Genomic DNA, 16,730 nt, shown 5'->3' with positions numbered 1-16,730 from the left:
AATCCTCGAGGGTGGCATTAAGCGTTGGCAGTGAGCGAACGCTGGTGATGGCGCTGGCTAAGGCGGGCAAGCACCACGGCGGGTAGCAGCGCCACGGCGGCTAAACCAATCAACTCCCACTGGCTTAGCGGTACCATGCCGCCGCCCGGTAGGGCGAGCAGTAGCCCCGCGATCAGTACCAGCGCACGAATCACGATTTCCTGCAGCGCGCCGTAACCTAAACGACCCACGCCCATCAGGTAGCCTTGCATCGCGGAGGCAAACAGGATGATGCCGATGACCGCTTGGATAAACACGGCAATGATCATCCATGGTTCGCCCTGCATGATTAGCGCGGGGTTCAGTACGAATAGGAAGGGGATAAAGTAAATCACGCTGCCTAGGCGCATGGCCTGCAGGCCGGTTTCCATAGGACGGGCACCGGCCACGGTGGCGGCGGCAAAGGCACCCAGTGCCACGGGTGGCGTGATAAAGCTGAGCATGCCCCAGTAGAGGATGAACATATGCACCGCCATGGGGTCCAGACCGCCGCCTTGAATCAGCGCAGGGGCGAGCGCCACCGCCAGGAAGATATAGGCCGCGGTAACGGTCATGCCAATGCCCAACACAAAGCTGGTGACCGCGCCCATAATTAGCAGCAATGGCACGCTGCCGCCGGCGATATTGATAAAGTCGTTGGCAATGGTGCCCGACAGGCCGGTCATGGAGAGCGCGCCTACCAACATACCCACGCCCGCCAGAATGGCGATAAGCTCAGCAAACAGCTTGGCCGCAGATGACAGCGTCTCGGTGACGTCTTTCCAGCCCCAACGGTTGTGTTTGGAGAGCTGGTTGAGCACCAGCAGCAGAGCGGTGGCATAGAAGGGGGCCACTGCTTCGCGCTGCATGACCAGCAGCATCCACACCAGCAGGCCGAAGACAAAGATGAAGTACCAGCCTTCTTTAAGTGTTTGCTTGATCGACGGCAGCTCAATAGCGGGCAGGCCTTTGATGTCATTGCGCGCTGCATAGGCGTCGATTTGAATGAACAGGCCTAGGAAATAGAGAATGGAGGGAATCACCGCTGCTAGCGCAACCGCAGAGTAGGGAATGTCCAGAAACATTGCCATGACGAAGGCGGTGGCACCCATCACGGGGGGCATCAATACACCCCCGGTAGAAGCACAGGCTTCCACACCGCCCGCAAAGGAACGGCTCATGCCGATACGACGCATGGCGGGGATAGATAAAACACCGGTAGTCAATACGTTACTAATGACGCTGCCGCTCATCGACCCCATCAGCCCACTGGAGAAAATTGCTACCTTGGCGGGGCCGCCGCGTACATGACCTAGCAGCGCAAAGGCGAGATTAATGAAAAACTTGCCGCCACCACTTTTCTGCAGCACCACGCCAAATACCAGAAAGCCAATGACCAAGCCTGCAAAAGCCTGCAGGGGCACGCCCATGATGCTCTCGGTGCTCATCGTATGGTACATAGCGGTCTGTTCCAGGGTGGAAGGGAACGCCTGGATAGGACCGGGAACTATATCTGCCACCAGCGGGTAAAGAGAAAATAAGCCGGCAATGATCGCAATTGGTAAACCACCTGCCCGGCGTGCGGCTTCGATAATCAGCACCCAATAGGCGTAGCTGGCATAAATAGCCAATTCCGGGGCAGAAAATGCCCAGCCACGCTCCAGGATGGGCACGGCGTTATAGACAAAGTAACCGCCAACGAGCAGGGTGGCCGCGCTGAGCAGATAGTCATACCAGGGAATAGGCTGCTCTTGCTGGCTGTCGCGCATGGGCCAGAGCAAGAACACTAGCGGCAGCAATAACGCGACCACGGCGTAATAGAACTGCGTCTCTAGCCCCGTGACAAAAGTGAGTAACCCTAAATTAAATAGGTAATCCAGTGTCATCAACATCAATATGACAGTGACGGTGGCTGGCACCCAGCGTAACGCGGAAGGTAACTCACGAATTTGGCTAATCTTTTCTTTAACCTGCTTATTATTGGCAGGCGAGGTATCTGTAGTCATGGGGGACATCCGTCAATCAGCAGGGGCGGCGGGCGCCGCCCCGTGGCGTATTACTCGAAGATCGGTTCGAAGCCAGCATCGCTCAGTGCAGTGGCACGGGCTTCCATCCATTCAGTAGTGAAAGCTTCATCATCGCTGGGTGCGCCCTGCATAAAGCTCTCCCAGGCACTCATCAGCACGTTCTGGCGCTCGACGAGTTTGTCCTGGTGCGACTGCATTGCCTCGGTCCATACATCGATCTCTTTGTAGTACTCCACCACCGCATCGTGGAACGGAACTACCCACTGAAGATCCTGTTGTTCCAATGCGTAACCCGATGCACCTGGCGCATTATCTTTATAGTCATCGAAATTTTCTTGCATCGCTTTGATCAAGCCGTAAGCGACGTTATCCGCTAGGTCTTGATTGGCGACCACAATCGGGTAGGGGTAGCTGGCACTGGGAACCGGGTTTTCAGCGCTAATGTCACCTGCGCCGGCGGTCACTTCGTGGGGGCGGAAGTAGGGAGCAACTGCCGCCATCCGCTCCCAGCCTGCTTCATCGTTGGGGTCCAAGACCGGCCAACTGATACCCCGTGGGCTGCTCGCTAACTGCTGGGCGGGCGGGGTTACGGTAGTGGTAAAAGAGGCATCTACATCGCCAGCGATAATGCCGTCGAATGAACGACCATAGCCGGGGTAATCAACCCGCTCGACGTCATCCCACGTTAACCCACCAAAGGCGAGATAGGCTTCGGTACCTTTGTTCAGGGCGTCGTCACCGCGGATATAGGCAATGCGCTTGCCTGCCAAGTCAGCTGGGGTTTCAACGCCTAGATCTCCCGCTACGGCCAGTGAAAGCCCAAATGAGGCAGTAGAGGTAGTAATGACCCGCAGTGGCTGTGGGCCCCAGTCGCGGTCAGCGAACATCATTACGCCTTCCGCGCCGTAGTAGCTGGCAATACCGCAGGCGCAAAGATCCACACGGCCTTGTTTCAGTGGAGTCATGCGCGAGACATCGTTGTCGCCAGGCAGGATGCGCACAGAAGAGTCGTACTTATTCTGCAGCATATTGCCAATCGCAACGGCTTGGGCGTAACCGCTAGAGTTGGTGCCGTAGGCGGTCCAGGCCATGGTGCCAGGGAGTTCTACCTCGCTGGCATGGCTGATTGATGCACTCAATAAAGAAAGGGGAAGTGCGGCGATGAGTAGGCGGTGAGCAAACGGACGCATTGAGATGCTCCTTTATTGTGGTTGCTTCTATTGTGATTGTTACTTTTAAGTTCGTTACGTTTAGTTACTTTGTGTTTTGCTATGCGGTATTTGGTTTTGCTAAGTGGTCAGGTGATAGTAGGTAAGGCCAGAGAGGCTGTCAACGCTGTTCTAGTGGGCAGTCAAAAATAGTCATTAGGCCCACAAAAAAAGCCAGGCGGTTGCCTGGCTTTTCAGTGGTTTATGCGTTCCTAAGCTAAGAGAATTGCCGCCATGCAGCGTAGGTGCTTAAAAATACCCGCCCGGTTAACGCATCCAGGAAGTCACTTTTTTTCAACTGGTCCATCACCGGGCCTTTCACCTCTGACAGGTGCAGTTTGACGTCGGAATCCTTCAAGCGAGCATTGATGGCATCCAGACTCTCCAAGGCAGAGGCATCAATCAGGTTGACCGCTGAACAGATCAGCACGACATGCTCAAGCTCTGGGCGGCTGGCCACCAAGTTGTAGACGGTGTCTTCGAGATAACGGGCATTGGCGAAGTAGAGGCTCTCATCGATGCGCAGTAGGGCTGCGTTGCTCACCGTCTCCACATCATGCCGCTCTACATTACGAAAGTGCTCGGTATCCGGCACTCGGCCCACTAACGCACTGTGAGGGCGGCTGGTGCGGTATAAAAAGAGCGCAATAGAGAGCGTCACCCCGCCAATAATGCCCGCTTCAATGCCTTCCACCAGCGTTAATAGAATCGTGACCGCCATGGCGGCAAAATCGCTGCGAGAGTAGCGCCAGGTTTGGCGCAGTATGGGGATATCCACCAGCGTCAAAATAGACACCGTGATGGTGGCCGCCAGAGTGGCAATGGGCAGATAGTAGAGCCAGCCGGTAAATGCCATGGTCACAAGTGCAATGCCGAGCGCGGCAAAGGCCCCAGCAGCAGGCGTTTGTGCGCCCGCATCGTAGTTGATGACGGTGCGAGATAAGCCGCCGGTGACAGGCATGCCACTGGTAAACCCTGCCGCTAAGTTGGCGGCCCCTAAGCCAATCAGCTCCTGGTTGGGGGAGATACGCTGGCGCCGTTTTGCCGCAAGCATTTGCCCCATAGAGACCGACTCGACAAACCCCACTAGGCTAATCAACATGGCGGGTATTAATAGTGCTCGCCATAACGATGCATCCCCCCAGGGAAAGCTGAGGGCGGGCAGGCCGCTGGGAATAGTGCCGACCACGGCGACTCCCTGTTCGTAAGCCAACTGCCAGTGCCACGCAGCCAACGTGGTGACCACTACCGCAAAGACGGGCCCTGCTTTGGTCATTAGATCAGCGAGTGCTGCGGGGAGGCCGATCTTTATCAAACTTTGTTTGCCGTAACGGCGCATCAGCACCAGAAACAGCAGCGTTCCACCGCCAATTACAACCGTGTAAGGATTGAAGGTGGGTAGATTAGGTAGCAGCGTCATCAGGCGCTCTACCAGGGTGAAGCCACTGCTTGAAACGCCCAACAGGCTGCCTAACTGGCTAACGGCAATCAAAATTCCCGAGGCGGTCAAAAAGCCCGAAATAACCGGGTGGCTTAAAAAGTTGCTGAAAAAACCCATCTTCAGCGCGCCCATGGCCACCAAGATGCCCCCTGAGAGCAGCGAGAGCACCAGCGCAGCCTGCAGGTACTCGGGGGTACCAGTCGCGGCCACCGAGGATAGCGCGGCCCCGGTCATCAGCGCGATGATGGCGACTGGCCCTACCGCCAGAGTGCGGCTGGTGCCAAGAAAGGTATACAGCAGTTGCGGCAGAATACTCGCATAGAGGCCTACCACGGCTGGCAATCCCGCAAGCAAGGCATAAGCTAGCGATTGAGGTATGACCATAACGGTCACAATCAAGCCCGCCAGAAGGTCGGCTCCAAGCAAACGCTTATGGTAGTGGGGCAGCCAGGTAAAAATAGGCAAATAGCGCTTAAACATAAGCTCCTATGGCTTAGGCCGAGTGTGCATAAGGGCAGCATTGAAAATAAGGGCAATAGTTTAGCGCGTTATAACGATAATTACGGCATTTGCCGTTTCCTTGCCAGCAATACACATCGCTCTTCCCCCAAAGTGCTACTTCTTTCATTAGCATAACCCGTTAAGATTACTGAGAAAGAGAGGTCTCCTACATCGCAGCGCTTTCCAACTCAACAACGTCAACTAAAAAAAGAGTGCCTCACATGCGACTACTTCGTTGGCTGGTGCCATTGCTACTACTGATAGCCTCTATCGGGCTAGTGTCTCAGCCAGGTGCTTGGAAATACCTCGCTGTGTTGTGCGCTTCATTGGGTGGTATGGGGGTGATGGCTGTCGGGTTATATAGTGTTTATAGCGCTGATCAGCACCGATTGAAGCAATCGGTGCGCGGGCTAAAACCCCTGAGAGACTATGGCTCGCTGCGCGCTATGGCTTACCGGTTAATGAATCGTGCCAGTAGCACGGCCATTGCCTCGGCGGAAGTGTCCCATTACGCTGACTTGATGGCTCAGCGGCTGGGCAAACAGGAGACTATGGCCAGCGAAGCATCCTCCAGTATGAGCGCTATCAATGCTGCCATTATGCAGGTCAGTGCCAGTGCTACCCAGGTGGCTGCCCTTGCCGATAATGCTCAGCAAGCTAGCCATCATAATCACGATGAACTGACCGCTATCATCCATGATATGACCGATGTGGCTGAGCGCTCTAACCAAGCGCTGGATATGCTGACTGCACTCAACGATAAAATTGAGCGTGTGCGCAGCGTCACCTCGATGATTGAAGGCATTGCCGAACAGACCCATCTGCTTTCACTGAATGCCTCCATTGAAGCCGCTCGAGCAGGTGAGCATGGCAGGGGCTTTGCTGTGGTCGCAGGAGAAGTGCGTAACCTCGCTTTGAAAACCTCCAACGCGACGCAAAGTGTCGATGCACTGGTCAAAGACATGCACCAAAGTGGGCAAAGCGTGGTGGCTACTATGGGAGACTTAATGACCCGCGTTCGCGAGCGCTCTCAGGGCATGCAGCGGGTGGGCAGTAGCCTAGCTACAATTACCGAAGAGTTTGATCAAGTTCAGCAGGAGATAACCAGCGTTGCTGACGCTATGAACAGCACCAAAGAGCACAGCCAAACCGTTGCCGACAGCCTGCGCCAATTGGAAGACGATGTCGATGAAGGCAATCGTAATATGCATGAATTAGCGCTACAGGCGCGCGCACTGATGGATGCCGCAGAGGGTGTAGATGGCGAGCTAGCTCAGCAGCGCTTAATGGGTCGGCACCAAACGGTTTTCCTAGCCGCCCGCCAAACCGCTGACCGCATCGGTAAACTGTTTGAGAAAGCCATTGCCCGAGGGGAGCTATCAGAAAGAGCGCTGTTCCAACCAGATTATGCGGCTATTAACGGCACTCGACCTCCGCTTTACCATACCGGGTTCGATTCTTTCACGGATCAGCAGTTACCCAGCCTTCAGGAGCCGTTACTCAACGAATATGGCTTGAGCTACGCCATTGCTTGTGACCGTAACGGCTACGTGCCTACCCACAATGCTGCGGTAAGCCGCGCGCCAACCGGCGATTATGATCACGATCTGAAGTATTGCCGCAGCAAGCGTATTTTCGACGATCCTACCGGTAGTCGCTGCGGTGCCCACGAGAAACCGCTGCTACTGCAAACCTACAAGCGTGATACTGGCGAGATCATGCACGACCTCTCAGTGCCGATTTATATTAATGGCAAGCACTGGGGCGGTTTCCGTGTTGGCTACCAGCCGGAAAAAAACACCGCAACCAGTGTGGCTCATAAAGAGCAGCCAGCGTTACCGACTGCTTCGTCAAACCGCCGCTTGACGCGGGCGTGATTGCCATGAGGACCAGGAGTAGAGCGCAAGACCGGTCCAGATCATCAAGAACGTAGCGAGTTGGATCATGCCCAGGGGCTCACCGAAAATCGTCAAGGCAATTAGGAACTGAATGCTGGGGTTGATATACATTAAGAACCCCAGCGTGGCCAAGCGTAAGCGACGCGCCGCGCCTGCAAAGGCCATCAACGGCAGGGCAGTTAAGACTCCGCTCACGACTAACAGCGCGGACATGGGCGCATCGTGGAGGAAATGTGACTCGCCCTGCCAGCTCATCCAGGTAAGCGCCATTAGCGCCAGCGGGAATAGCAGCAGCGTTTCCACGAAGAGGCCTGACAGTCCATCCAGTGGCACTTGCTTACGAAACAGCCCATAGCTGCCGAAGCTAAGGGCAAGCAGCAAGCTAAGCCACGGTAATTCACCCAGCATGATAAATTGAATCGCAATGGCAAGGCTGGCGAGGCCCAGCGCCACAAGCTGTAGCTTCGCCATGACTTCCCGAAGTACTAGCATGCCCAGTGCTACATTCACCAACGGGGTGAGAAAGTAGCCTAAACTGGCTTGCAGCACCTGTTTGCTCTCCACCGCATAGATATAGATGCCCCAGTTAAAGGCGATCAGCAGCGCGCAGGCTAACACTCGGCCCAAGCGCTTAGGCTGCACCAATGCAGCCACGACCGGTGGCCAGCGGCCCAGCACGCTAATCAGCCCCACCAGGAATAGGCACGACCACAAAATGCGGTGAATCAATATCTCAAAGGCCGGAATTCCGTCAAAGAGGGCAAAAAACAGCGGGAAACAACCCCACATGGTGTAGGCGGTTAAGCCAAACATGACGCCTTTGACCGCTTCAGGGTCCCGAGGAGCGGATGGAAGCATAGCAGCCTCATTAAGTAAAAATGCTAATCTAGCACACAATTGATAAAGACACCGATGCAAAGGAGACGCGGCATGAGTCAATTAAAAACTAGCCTGGTGCAGTGCGACTTACGCTGGGAAGATCCCCAAGCCAACCACACGCATTTAGAAGCACTGCTGGGTGATTTAGATAGTCGCGACACTGACCTGATTGTACTGCCAGAGATGTTTGCCACCGGTTTCACGATGAACTCCCGGGAAATGGCGCAGCCCATGAAAGAGAGCCAAAGCGTTGCCTGGCTGCAAACCCAGGCGAAGGCAAGGGGCTGCGTGGTGACCGGCAGCGTCGCCATTGTTGACGACGGCCAGTACTACAACCGTATGGTGTGGGCAACGCCAACGGGAGAAGTGAGCTACTACGACAAACGCCACCTGTTTCGCATGGCCGGGGAGCATGAACGCTATGGCATGGGCAAGCAGCGCCACATCGTAGAACTCAACGGTTTTAAGCTGCAGCTTAGTGTGTGTTACGACCTGCGTTTCCCCGTGTGGATGCGCCAGCAGCCAGCAAAGGGCGAGCATTTCGAGTATGATGCCATCCTGTGCGTGGCTAATTGGCCCGCTCCTCGGCGGCATCCGTGGCGTACCTTGCTACAGGCGCGCGCGGTGGAAAACCTCGCCTACGTGGTGGGTGTTAACCGCGTGGGTGAAGATGCCAAGGGGCTGGCCTATAGTGGCGACTCCATGCTGGTCGATTTTAAAGGCGAACCGCTGATCGACCATACTGCCCATACTCCGTTTATTGAAACGGGGACGCTAGATAAAACGGACCTAGATGCCTTTCGTGAAAAATTTCCTGCTTGGCAAGATGCCGACCGCTTTTCGTTGCTGCCAGGAGTGGGGCAATAATGCGCCTTGATCGTTTTTTAAGTGAGACCACGCCGCTAACTCGCAGCCTAGCAAAACGTGCGCTTAAAAATGGTGAAGTGACGCTCAATGGCGAACCGATCAAGCAGGCGGCCACCCAGGTAGATACTGAAAATGACGAAGTGAAGCTCAACGGCGAACGGCTCGCCTTAGTGGGGCTTCGCTACGTGATGATGCATAAACCGGTGGATGTGGAGTGTACCGCTCGCCGGGGTCTCTACCCGCGGGTAATCGACATTATCGACTTACCTAAAGTGGAGCGGCTGCAGCCAGTAGGGCGGCTAGATGTGGATACCACGGGCCTACTGTTACTGACCGATGATGGCAAATGGTCGCACCGAGTTACCTCGCCACGCCACCGCTGTGCCAAAGTCTATATAGCGGAGTTGGCTGAGCCGATGGAAGGCGAGGCCGCCCAGCAGGCGATAGAACAGGTGGCTGAGGGTATCTTACTGGAAGGTGAAGAAACGCCTACCCAGCCCGCCACGCTGCGTTTTATCACCCCGCAACAAGCGGAGCTCACCATTACCGAAGGGCGCTACCATCAGGTGAAGCGCATGTTTGCTGCTTTAGGTAACCATGTTAACGCGCTGCATCGTCGCTCGATTGGCGATGTAGTACTGCCCGATGACCTAGCTCCTGGTGAATGGCGGGAGCTTACCCCGGAAGAGATCGCCAGCTTTTAAGCGACCTTTTTCCGTTGAGATGCCGCGATTGGGCTAGATGCCCATTGCGGCATCTCGGTTGTGTAAAAACACTATATTTTATACCGTTATCTTGTTTCGACTAAAGGCAGCAGAACATCCGGAAAATTGCTTAAACGAAAAGTTAAGCAGGCACTTAGTGCAAGTGCGCAGCTTCGATGAGTGCTTTGGTATAGGCGTGTTGAGGGGCAGCAAGTACGTCCAAGCAGTTGCCTTGTTCGACCACTTCGCCATCTTTTAGCACCATGACCCGATGCGCCATCGCCCGTACCACGGCAAGGTCGTGGCTGATAAACAGATAGCTAAGCTGGCGGCGGGCTTGCAGTTCGCGCAGCAGCACAACCAGCTGCTTTTGCACGGTGCGGTCAAGGGCGGACGTGGGTTCATCTAGCACCAGCAGTTCCGGCTCTAAAATAATCGCTCGGGCTACGGCAATGCGTTGGCGCTGTCCGCCGGAAAACTCGTGAGGGTAGCGGGCCGCACAGCTTTCCGGTAAGCCGACTTCCCACAAGGTGCGGTGTACCCGTTCGGCCACTTCCGCATCGCTAAGCTTTGGATAGTGAAAGCGCAAGCCTTCACTGACAATATCGAATACCGGCATCCGCGGTGAAAGGGCACCGTAGGGGTCCTGAAACACCATCTGCAGACGATGGCGTTGGCGGCGCAGCGCGTCACCCGAGAGCTGGCTGAGCGCAGCATCACCCAACTGAACCTCACCTTGGCTAGTCACCAAGCGCATAATCGCTGATGCCAACGTCGTTTTACCGGAACCTGATTCACCGACTATGCCCAGCGTTTCCCCTGGAGCGATGGTCAAGTTGGTGGCTTTTAACGCCTCAAACGCCGGCGGTTGCCGCTGAAACAGACCTGTCTTAGGGCGCTTAAAACTGACCCGTAGCTGCTGAGCCGTCAGTAACGGTGTGGTATTCACTGGCTCAGCGGGGCGGCCTTCGGGCTCGGCGGCAATCAGCGCCTTGGTGTAATCGCTTTGTGGGTTGCTAAACACTTCAGCAACGTGGCCGGTTTCCTGAACCTTGCCCTGATACATCACGCAGACACGATCGGCATGGCGGCGTACCAGGTTTAAGTCATGACTAATCAGCAGTACGCCCATGCCGTGCTGGTCGCGCAGCTCTTTAAGCAGCGCGAGAATCTCCTGCTGCACGGTGACATCGAGTGCGGTGGTGGGCTCATCGGCAATCAGTAGCGCTGGGTTGTTGGCAATGGCCATGGCAATCATCACCCGCTGGCGCTGCCCGCCGGAGAGTTGGTGGGGCCAGGCATCCAGTAGCTCTTCAGGACGGGGTAGTTTGACTTGTTCAAGCAGTGTTTTTGCCCGGCGGCGGGCTGCTTGACCGCTCAAGCCTTGGTGTAGCCGCAGCGTTTCGCTAATCTGTTTGCCAATGCGGTGCAGCGGGTTAAGCGAGGTCATCGGCTCCTGAAAAATGAACCCAACACGATTGCCACGAATGCCGTTCCAGTCGCGCTTGCTTAGCCGCGTCAGGTCGGTCTCTTCCAGCCAGCGCTGACCGCGCACTTCCGCATTGCTTGGCAGTAGGTCGATGGCCCCTAGTGCGGAAACCGACTTACCCGAGCCGGACTCCCCGACAATGGCCAGCGTTTCGCCAGCGTGAATCGAGAGCGAGAGGGCGTCCACGACCACATTGCCATCAAAAGACACCATTAGCTCTTTAAGTTGCAGTAGCGGTTTGGCAATGGGCTCAGACATGGGACGTTTCCTGGGAAGTGGTTTCCTGGACAGAGAGTGGCCGCGGTTTAACGTGGCGTGGGTCGAAGGCATCACGCAGGCCTTCGCCAATAAATACCAGCAGGGAAAGCATGATCGCCAGGGTCATAAAGGCGGTGATCCCTAACCAGGGGGCGTGCAGGTTATTTTTGCCCTGGGCGGCTAGCTCACCCAGCGATGGAGCGCCCGGTGGCAACCCAAAGCCGAGGAAGTCCAGTGCGGTTAACGTGCCGATGGCGCCAGTGAACAGAAAGGGAATAAACGTCAGCGTGGCGACCATGGCATTAGGCAGTACGTGCCGCCACATAATCAGCCGTGAAGGAAGCCCCATGGCTTTGGCGGCGCGAACGTACTCCAGGTTGCGGGCCCGCAAAAACTCGGCGCGCACAATATCCACTAGCCCCAGCCAGGAGAAAAGCAGCATGATACCCAGCAGCCACCAGAAGCCAGGCTGTACAAAGCTGGCCAAAATAATCAATAAAAAAAGTACCGGCAGCCCCGACCAAATTTCAGTGACTCGCTGGCCAATGAGATCCACCTTGCCGCCGAAGTAGCCCTGTATACCACCAGCAAAAACGCCAATCACTAACGATCCAGCGGTTAGCACTAACGCAAACGCCACGGAAAGCCTAAAACCGTAGATGACTCGCGACAGCACATCGCGGCCCTGGTCGTCGGTGCCCAGCCAGTGGCGGCTATCCGGCGGCGCAGGCGAGGGTTGCGTCATCTGCATATCCAGGGTTTGATAGGAGAACGGAATGATCGGCCAGAGCGCCCAGCCGTGGTCGCTGATCTGTTGCTGAATAAACGGGTCCAGGTAATCGGCACGGGTAGGGAGGAAACCTCCGAACTCGGTTTCTGGATAATCCACCAGCAGTGGCACGTACCACTGGCCGTCATACTGCATCACAATCGGTTTGTCGTTGGCGATCAGCTCGGCAAACAGGCTGATGATAAATAAGATGCCAAAGAGCCACAGCGAGATACGAGCACGGCGGTTAGCTTTAAACGCTGCCAGTCGGCGCAAAGTGATCGGTGAGAGGCGTGGGGTAATGGCGTGCATATCAAGACTCCCTCGACGCGAAATCGATACGCGGATCAACCCACACATAGGTTAAGTCCGAGATCAGTTTGAGCAGCAGCCCGATGACGGTATAGAGAAACAGCGTACCGAAGATCACCGGGTAGTCACGCTGCATGACCGCTTCAAAGCCCAGCAGGCCCAGCCCATCCAGGGAGAAAATCACCTCGATCAGCAGCGCGCCGGTAAAGAAAATACCGATCATTGCCGAGGGCAGGCCCGCGATAATAATTAGCATGGCATTGCGAAAGACGTGCCCATACAGCACGCGCTGCTCATCGGCGCCTTTGGCTCGGGCAGTGAGTACATACTGCTTATGGATTTCATCCAGAAAGCTATTTTTGGTTAGCATGGTGAGGGTGGCGAAGCTGCCAATGGCCGCCGCGATAACCGGCAGGGTGATGTGCCAGAAGTAGTCTTTCACTTTGCCCCAAGCGGATAGCTCGGCAAAATCCGGCGAGGTCAGCCCGCGCAGCGGGAACCAATCCAGGTAGGTGCCGCCAGCAAACAGTACGATCAGTAGAATGGCGAACAGAAAACCAGGAATCGCGTAGCCGACAATGACCAGCCCCGATGTCCATACGTCGAAGCGTGAACCGTGGCGCAGGGCTTTACGAATGCCTAACGGAATGGAAATCAAATAGACCAGCAGGGTGGTCCATAAACCGAGGGAGATCGACACCGGCAGCCGCTCGATCATCAGGTCAATCACCGGCCTGTCTCTAAAAAAGCTGGTGCCGAAATCGAAGGTGAGATAGTCCGCCATCATGCCGATGAAGCGTTCATGGGCAGGCTTATCAAAGCCAAACTGCTGCTCCAACTGTTCGATAAAGCGCGGGTCGATACCGCGCGCCCCGCGGGAGTCATCGTTGACCTGTACATCGGCACCGCCCATATCCAGCCGTGTGCTGGCCATGGCGTTAGCGCCTTCAAAACGCGCCAGCATTTGGTCAATCGGCCCGCCGGGGGCGGCTTGCACAATCATGAAGTTAAGCAGCATGATTCCGAACAGGGTCGGGATCATTAGTAGCAGTCGGCGTAGGGTATAACGTGCCACAGTGCACTCCACGAAATGATGTAAACAGGCTATTGTTGTGAGCGATTGTGATAAACGAAGGTCAGCCGCAACGACAAACGCTAGCGGCGACGATTACGTTGCTGCAGCGCTGCTTCACGTTCGCTATCTACCCACCAGGCATCTAAATCCATGGCGTAGGCGGGAAATGGTTCCGGGTAACCAAACTTATCCCATACTGCAATGCGTGTCTCGCCGGAGTGGTAGTGGGGGATCACATAAAAGCCCCAGCGCAGCACCCTATCAAGGGCGCGGGTAGCGGTATCCAGCGACTCGCGGTCTTCTGCCCGAATGATCTCTTCCACCAGGGCATCAACGGCGGGGTGGGCCAGTGCCATCCGATTGCGGCTTTGCGGCGCTTCGGCGGCGGCGCTGGTCCAGTAGTCCCGCTGTTCGTTACCGGGGTTATTGGATTGCGGGAAGTGGCTGATCACTATGTGGTAGTCATAATCCCGTACGCGGTTAAGGTACTGGTTGATATCGACAATGCGTAGGGAAGTCTGGATACCCAAGCGCGCCATGTTCCGCAGCATGGGCTGCACAACGCGCTCTAAGCCGGAGTCGTAAAGCAGTACCTCCAGCGAGAGTGGGCGGCCTTCGGCATTAACCAGTACGCCATCATCGACGCGGTAACCCGCTTCACGCAGAAGCTCAAGCGCTAGCCTTAAGCGTTCACGAAGCTCCACCGGATGCTCAATGGGGAGTGGATCAGTGAAAAGCCGCTCTGACTGATGAGATGCCAGCAGCTCATCACGAAACGGTTCGAGCAACGCCAGTTCAGCCTCGGAGGGTTCGCCGATGGCTTCCATTTCCGAGTTTTGGAAGAAGCTCTCCGTGCGAGCGTAGGTGTTATAGAAAATATTGGTGTTTAACCAGGGGAAGTCGAACGTCAGGCTCAAGGCTTCACGCACCCGTGGGTCTTGAAATTTCTCTTCGCGGAGGTTGAAGACAAACGCCTGCATCATCGACGGGTTTACATCAGGAACGGTGATGCGCTTAATTAAACCATCTTGGTAGGCGGGAAAGTTGTAGCCAATGGCCCAGGTGGCTGCGCGGGCATCAATACGGAAATCTGTTAACCCGGCTTTAAACGCCTCCCAGGCGATATCCCGGTCTCGATAGTATTCGTATACCACACGGTCGATGTTGTAACGGCCGACGTTGACCGGCAGATCTTTGCCCCAGTAGTTCTCGTTGCGCTGGTACACAATGCGTCGCCCTGGGTCCACTTCGCTAATCCGGTAGGGGCCAGAGCCAGGGTGGGCCGCCAGGGTAGGCGCGCTAAAGTCGCGGGGTTCCCAGTAGTGGCGGGGCAAAATGGGTAGCTGGGCCACAATCAGCGGCAGCTCCCGAGACTCGGTATCGTTGAACTCGAAGCGTACCTGATGTTCGTTTATAGCGATGACTTGCTCAACGCCCGCATAATAGCTGGCATAGAAGGGGTTACCCTCTTCACGTAGCAAGTCAAAGGAGAATACTACGTCGTAGGCAGTGACCGGCTCGCCATCCTGAAAGCGGGCTTCCTCACGTAGGTCGAACTCAATCCAGCGGCGCTCAGGATCCAGGCGCACGCCTTTCGCTAGTAAGCCATAAAGGCTAAACGGCTCATTGGGGTTGCTGGCCATCAGCGTGTCATAAATTTGAGAAATGCCGGTGGCGGGCGTTCCGCGAATAATAAAAGGATTGGTGGAATCGAAGCTACCGCCTACGGCGGTGTGTGTAATGGAGCCGCCTTTAGGAGCTTGCGGATTAACGTGGGGAAAGTAGGCGAAATCTTCCGGCAATTCCGGGCTATCGTAAAGCGATAGCCCATGCACCGTTTCAACAGGAGTAGTGGTGGTGTCAACGGCCTCATCTGAAGCAGATAGCGACACACTCAGCAGCAAGCCGCTTATTAGCAAAAGCGTTTTAGTGAACATCACACCACGTGGCATTGGCAACTTCCTGTAGTAACAAAACCTAGGTGAACACCTTGCAAAGCCTTAATTCTAAACTACTGATCTGATGCGTTAGTAGCCAGAGAGTGTTAACGACCAGAGAGCGACAGCAGCTGTCCTGGCTGCAGTGCTTCCGGACGATCTATAGCATTCCACCTGATTAAGTCTTGCTGATCAAGATTATACTGCGCGGCGATAGCAGAAAGATTATCGCCTCTTTCAACGCGATGCACGGAAGGCGTGCTGGCCGAGGCAAGCACAGCATCGTCTGACTGCGAAAGCTGAGCTAATACCTGAGTATCAACTTCTTCAGGCACTAGAAGCGTCTGTGCACTGCGTGGGTCGAGGCTGCCATTCAGCAGGCCAGGATTTAGCTCGGCCAGCGCGGACTGGCTGACATCTAATAGCTGGGAGGCTTGGGCTAAGCTCACCGGCTGTTCCAATTGAACTTTCGCAAACGCGGGGTCTGGGTGGATATCCGGCAGGCTGACACCGTATTTCTCGGGATCATTAATAATCGTCGCAATTGCCTTGAGCTTAGGTACGTACTGCATGGTTTCGTGGGGGAGGGAAAGATCCCAGTATTTGCCATCCAACCCTTGGCTCTGTGCTTGGCGCTGAGCCCGGTTCACGGTGCCAGCGCCAGCATTGTAGGCCGCCAGTGATAGCATCAGGTCGCCTTCGTACCACTGATCTGCCTGCATCTCTAGATAATCCAGTGCGGCTTCTGTCGAAGTCACAACATCCAAACGGCCATCATAGTTGCCGTTACGCACCAGCCCTAAGGCATCGCCGGTGCCCGGCATAAACTGCCACAGGCCAGCAGCACCTAAGTGACTGCGCGCACTGGGGTCGAACGAGCTTTCAACGAAAGGAATCAGGGCAATTTCGCCGGGCAGACCGCGGTCGCTGACCTGCTGCGCAATCCAGGCAAGCCAAGGGGTGGCGCGCTCGGTAATAGCCGCGATGTTATGCGGGCTGGAGCGGTAGTACTCAATCCACTCATCGACTCTAGCCTGAGCATCGGCAGGCAAGTTTTTTTCCTGCCATTGGAAGCTTGAGCGTAGTGAGCTCCAGGCATCCTGGGGTTCAAGCACAAGGGCTTCCCAGAAGTGGTGATGCAACGCAGTAGGCTGAAAACGATTGGCATTTTTCTGGTTGCCATCGTCCATCGATGCGTCATTAACAGTGGTATAGGTGCGGTTTGTGTCAGTGGCAGAGGCTTGAGAGTTTGCCGCTGCGGCCAGAAAAAGGCCCATTATTACGGTACTGCCAGCGCTTAACAGTAAGCGCTGGCGAATCGTTCGATAGGTCATAGTTTGGTTCGTT

Annotated in this window: 12 protein-coding genes; 3 read left to right on the top strand and 9 right to left on the bottom strand. The window is 55.6% G+C overall.

Translation table 11 applies throughout. The features are described from left to right. Positions 1-17: 17 nt before the first annotated feature. From ACIGG6_RS02770 to ACIGG6_RS02760, 3 genes are all read right to left on the bottom strand, one after another. Entirely contained in the window at positions 18-2,024 is a 2,007-nt protein-coding gene (locus tag ACIGG6_RS02770; protein ID WP_399842016.1) for a TRAP transporter permease, read from the bottom strand. Between the two features lie 50 nt (positions 2,025-2,074). After that, the gene (locus ACIGG6_RS02765; RefSeq protein ID WP_399842015.1) at positions 2,075-3,235 is read right to left on the bottom strand and encodes a TAXI family TRAP transporter solute-binding subunit; all 1,161 of its coding nucleotides are present in this window, start codon (positions 3,233-3,235) and stop codon (positions 2,075-2,077) included. Between the two features lie 235 nt (positions 3,236-3,470). Next, positions 3,471-5,174: a SulP family inorganic anion transporter gene (locus tag ACIGG6_RS02760; RefSeq protein WP_399842012.1), complete on the bottom strand. Its 1,704-nt coding sequence runs from the start codon at positions 5,172-5,174 to the stop codon at positions 3,471-3,473. Positions 5,175-5,416: 242 nt separating this feature from the next. Between ACIGG6_RS02760 and ACIGG6_RS02755 the strand changes: the two genes are divergently transcribed. Beyond that, positions 5,417-7,072 (top strand): methyl-accepting chemotaxis protein, encoded by a 1,656-nt coding sequence (locus ACIGG6_RS02755; protein ID WP_399842010.1) that lies wholly within the window; start codon positions 5,417-5,419, stop codon positions 7,070-7,072. On the opposite strand, the gene rarD is transcribed toward ACIGG6_RS02755, so the two are convergent. Then, complete coding sequence (gene rarD, locus ACIGG6_RS02750; RefSeq protein ID WP_287147937.1) at positions 7,046-7,951, bottom strand: EamA family transporter RarD; 906 nt, start codon at positions 7,949-7,951, stop codon at positions 7,046-7,048. The two genes, ACIGG6_RS02755 and rarD, sit on opposite strands and share 27 nt — an antisense overlap. Positions 7,952-8,023: 72 nt before the next feature. Between rarD and ACIGG6_RS02745 the strand changes: the two genes are divergently transcribed. Together ACIGG6_RS02745 and ACIGG6_RS02740 are read left to right on the top strand one after the other, a co-directional pair. Then, entirely contained in the window at positions 8,024-8,839 is an 816-nt protein-coding gene (locus ACIGG6_RS02745) for an amidohydrolase (protein WP_399842007.1), read from the top strand. Further along, positions 8,839-9,543 (top strand): pseudouridine synthase, encoded by a 705-nt coding sequence (locus ACIGG6_RS02740; RefSeq protein WP_399842005.1) that lies wholly within the window; start codon positions 8,839-8,841, stop codon positions 9,541-9,543. Before ACIGG6_RS02745 ends, ACIGG6_RS02740 begins: the two co-directional genes overlap by 1 nt. 154 nt (positions 9,544-9,697) lie before the next feature. On the opposite strand, the gene ACIGG6_RS02735 is transcribed toward ACIGG6_RS02740, so the two are convergent. The 5 genes from ACIGG6_RS02735 to ACIGG6_RS02715 form a co-directional block, all read right to left on the bottom strand. Next, a complete protein-coding gene (locus ACIGG6_RS02735; protein ID WP_399842003.1) occupies positions 9,698-11,290 on the bottom strand; it encodes an ABC transporter ATP-binding protein in 1,593 nt (530 codons plus the stop codon). Continuing rightward, positions 11,283-12,371: an ABC transporter permease gene (locus tag ACIGG6_RS02730; RefSeq protein WP_399842000.1), complete on the bottom strand. Its 1,089-nt coding sequence runs from the start codon at positions 12,369-12,371 to the stop codon at positions 11,283-11,285. The genes ACIGG6_RS02735 and ACIGG6_RS02730 overlap by 8 nt, the downstream gene beginning before the upstream one ends. A gap of 1 nt (position 12,372) precedes the next feature. Then, positions 12,373-13,446: a microcin C ABC transporter permease YejB gene (locus ACIGG6_RS02725; RefSeq protein WP_253503714.1), complete on the bottom strand. Its 1,074-nt coding sequence runs from the start codon at positions 13,444-13,446 to the stop codon at positions 12,373-12,375. A gap of 80 nt (positions 13,447-13,526) precedes the next feature. Beyond that, entirely contained in the window at positions 13,527-15,398 is a 1,872-nt protein-coding gene (locus tag ACIGG6_RS02720) for an extracellular solute-binding protein (RefSeq protein WP_399841997.1), read from the bottom strand. A 92-nt stretch (positions 15,399-15,490) separates the two neighbouring features. Next, positions 15,491-16,717 (bottom strand): transglycosylase SLT domain-containing protein, encoded by a 1,227-nt coding sequence (locus ACIGG6_RS02715; protein ID WP_399841994.1) that lies wholly within the window; start codon positions 16,715-16,717, stop codon positions 15,491-15,493. Positions 16,718-16,730 lie beyond the last annotated feature (13 nt).

It is taken from the genome of Vreelandella lionensis (assembly GCF_044543515.1).
In the GTDB taxonomy this organism is placed as follows: Bacteria; Pseudomonadota; Gammaproteobacteria; order Pseudomonadales; family Halomonadaceae; genus Vreelandella; species Vreelandella lionensis.
The sequence above is the reverse complement of the archived record's forward strand: the minus strand, read 5'-3'. Positions and strand labels throughout refer to the sequence as shown.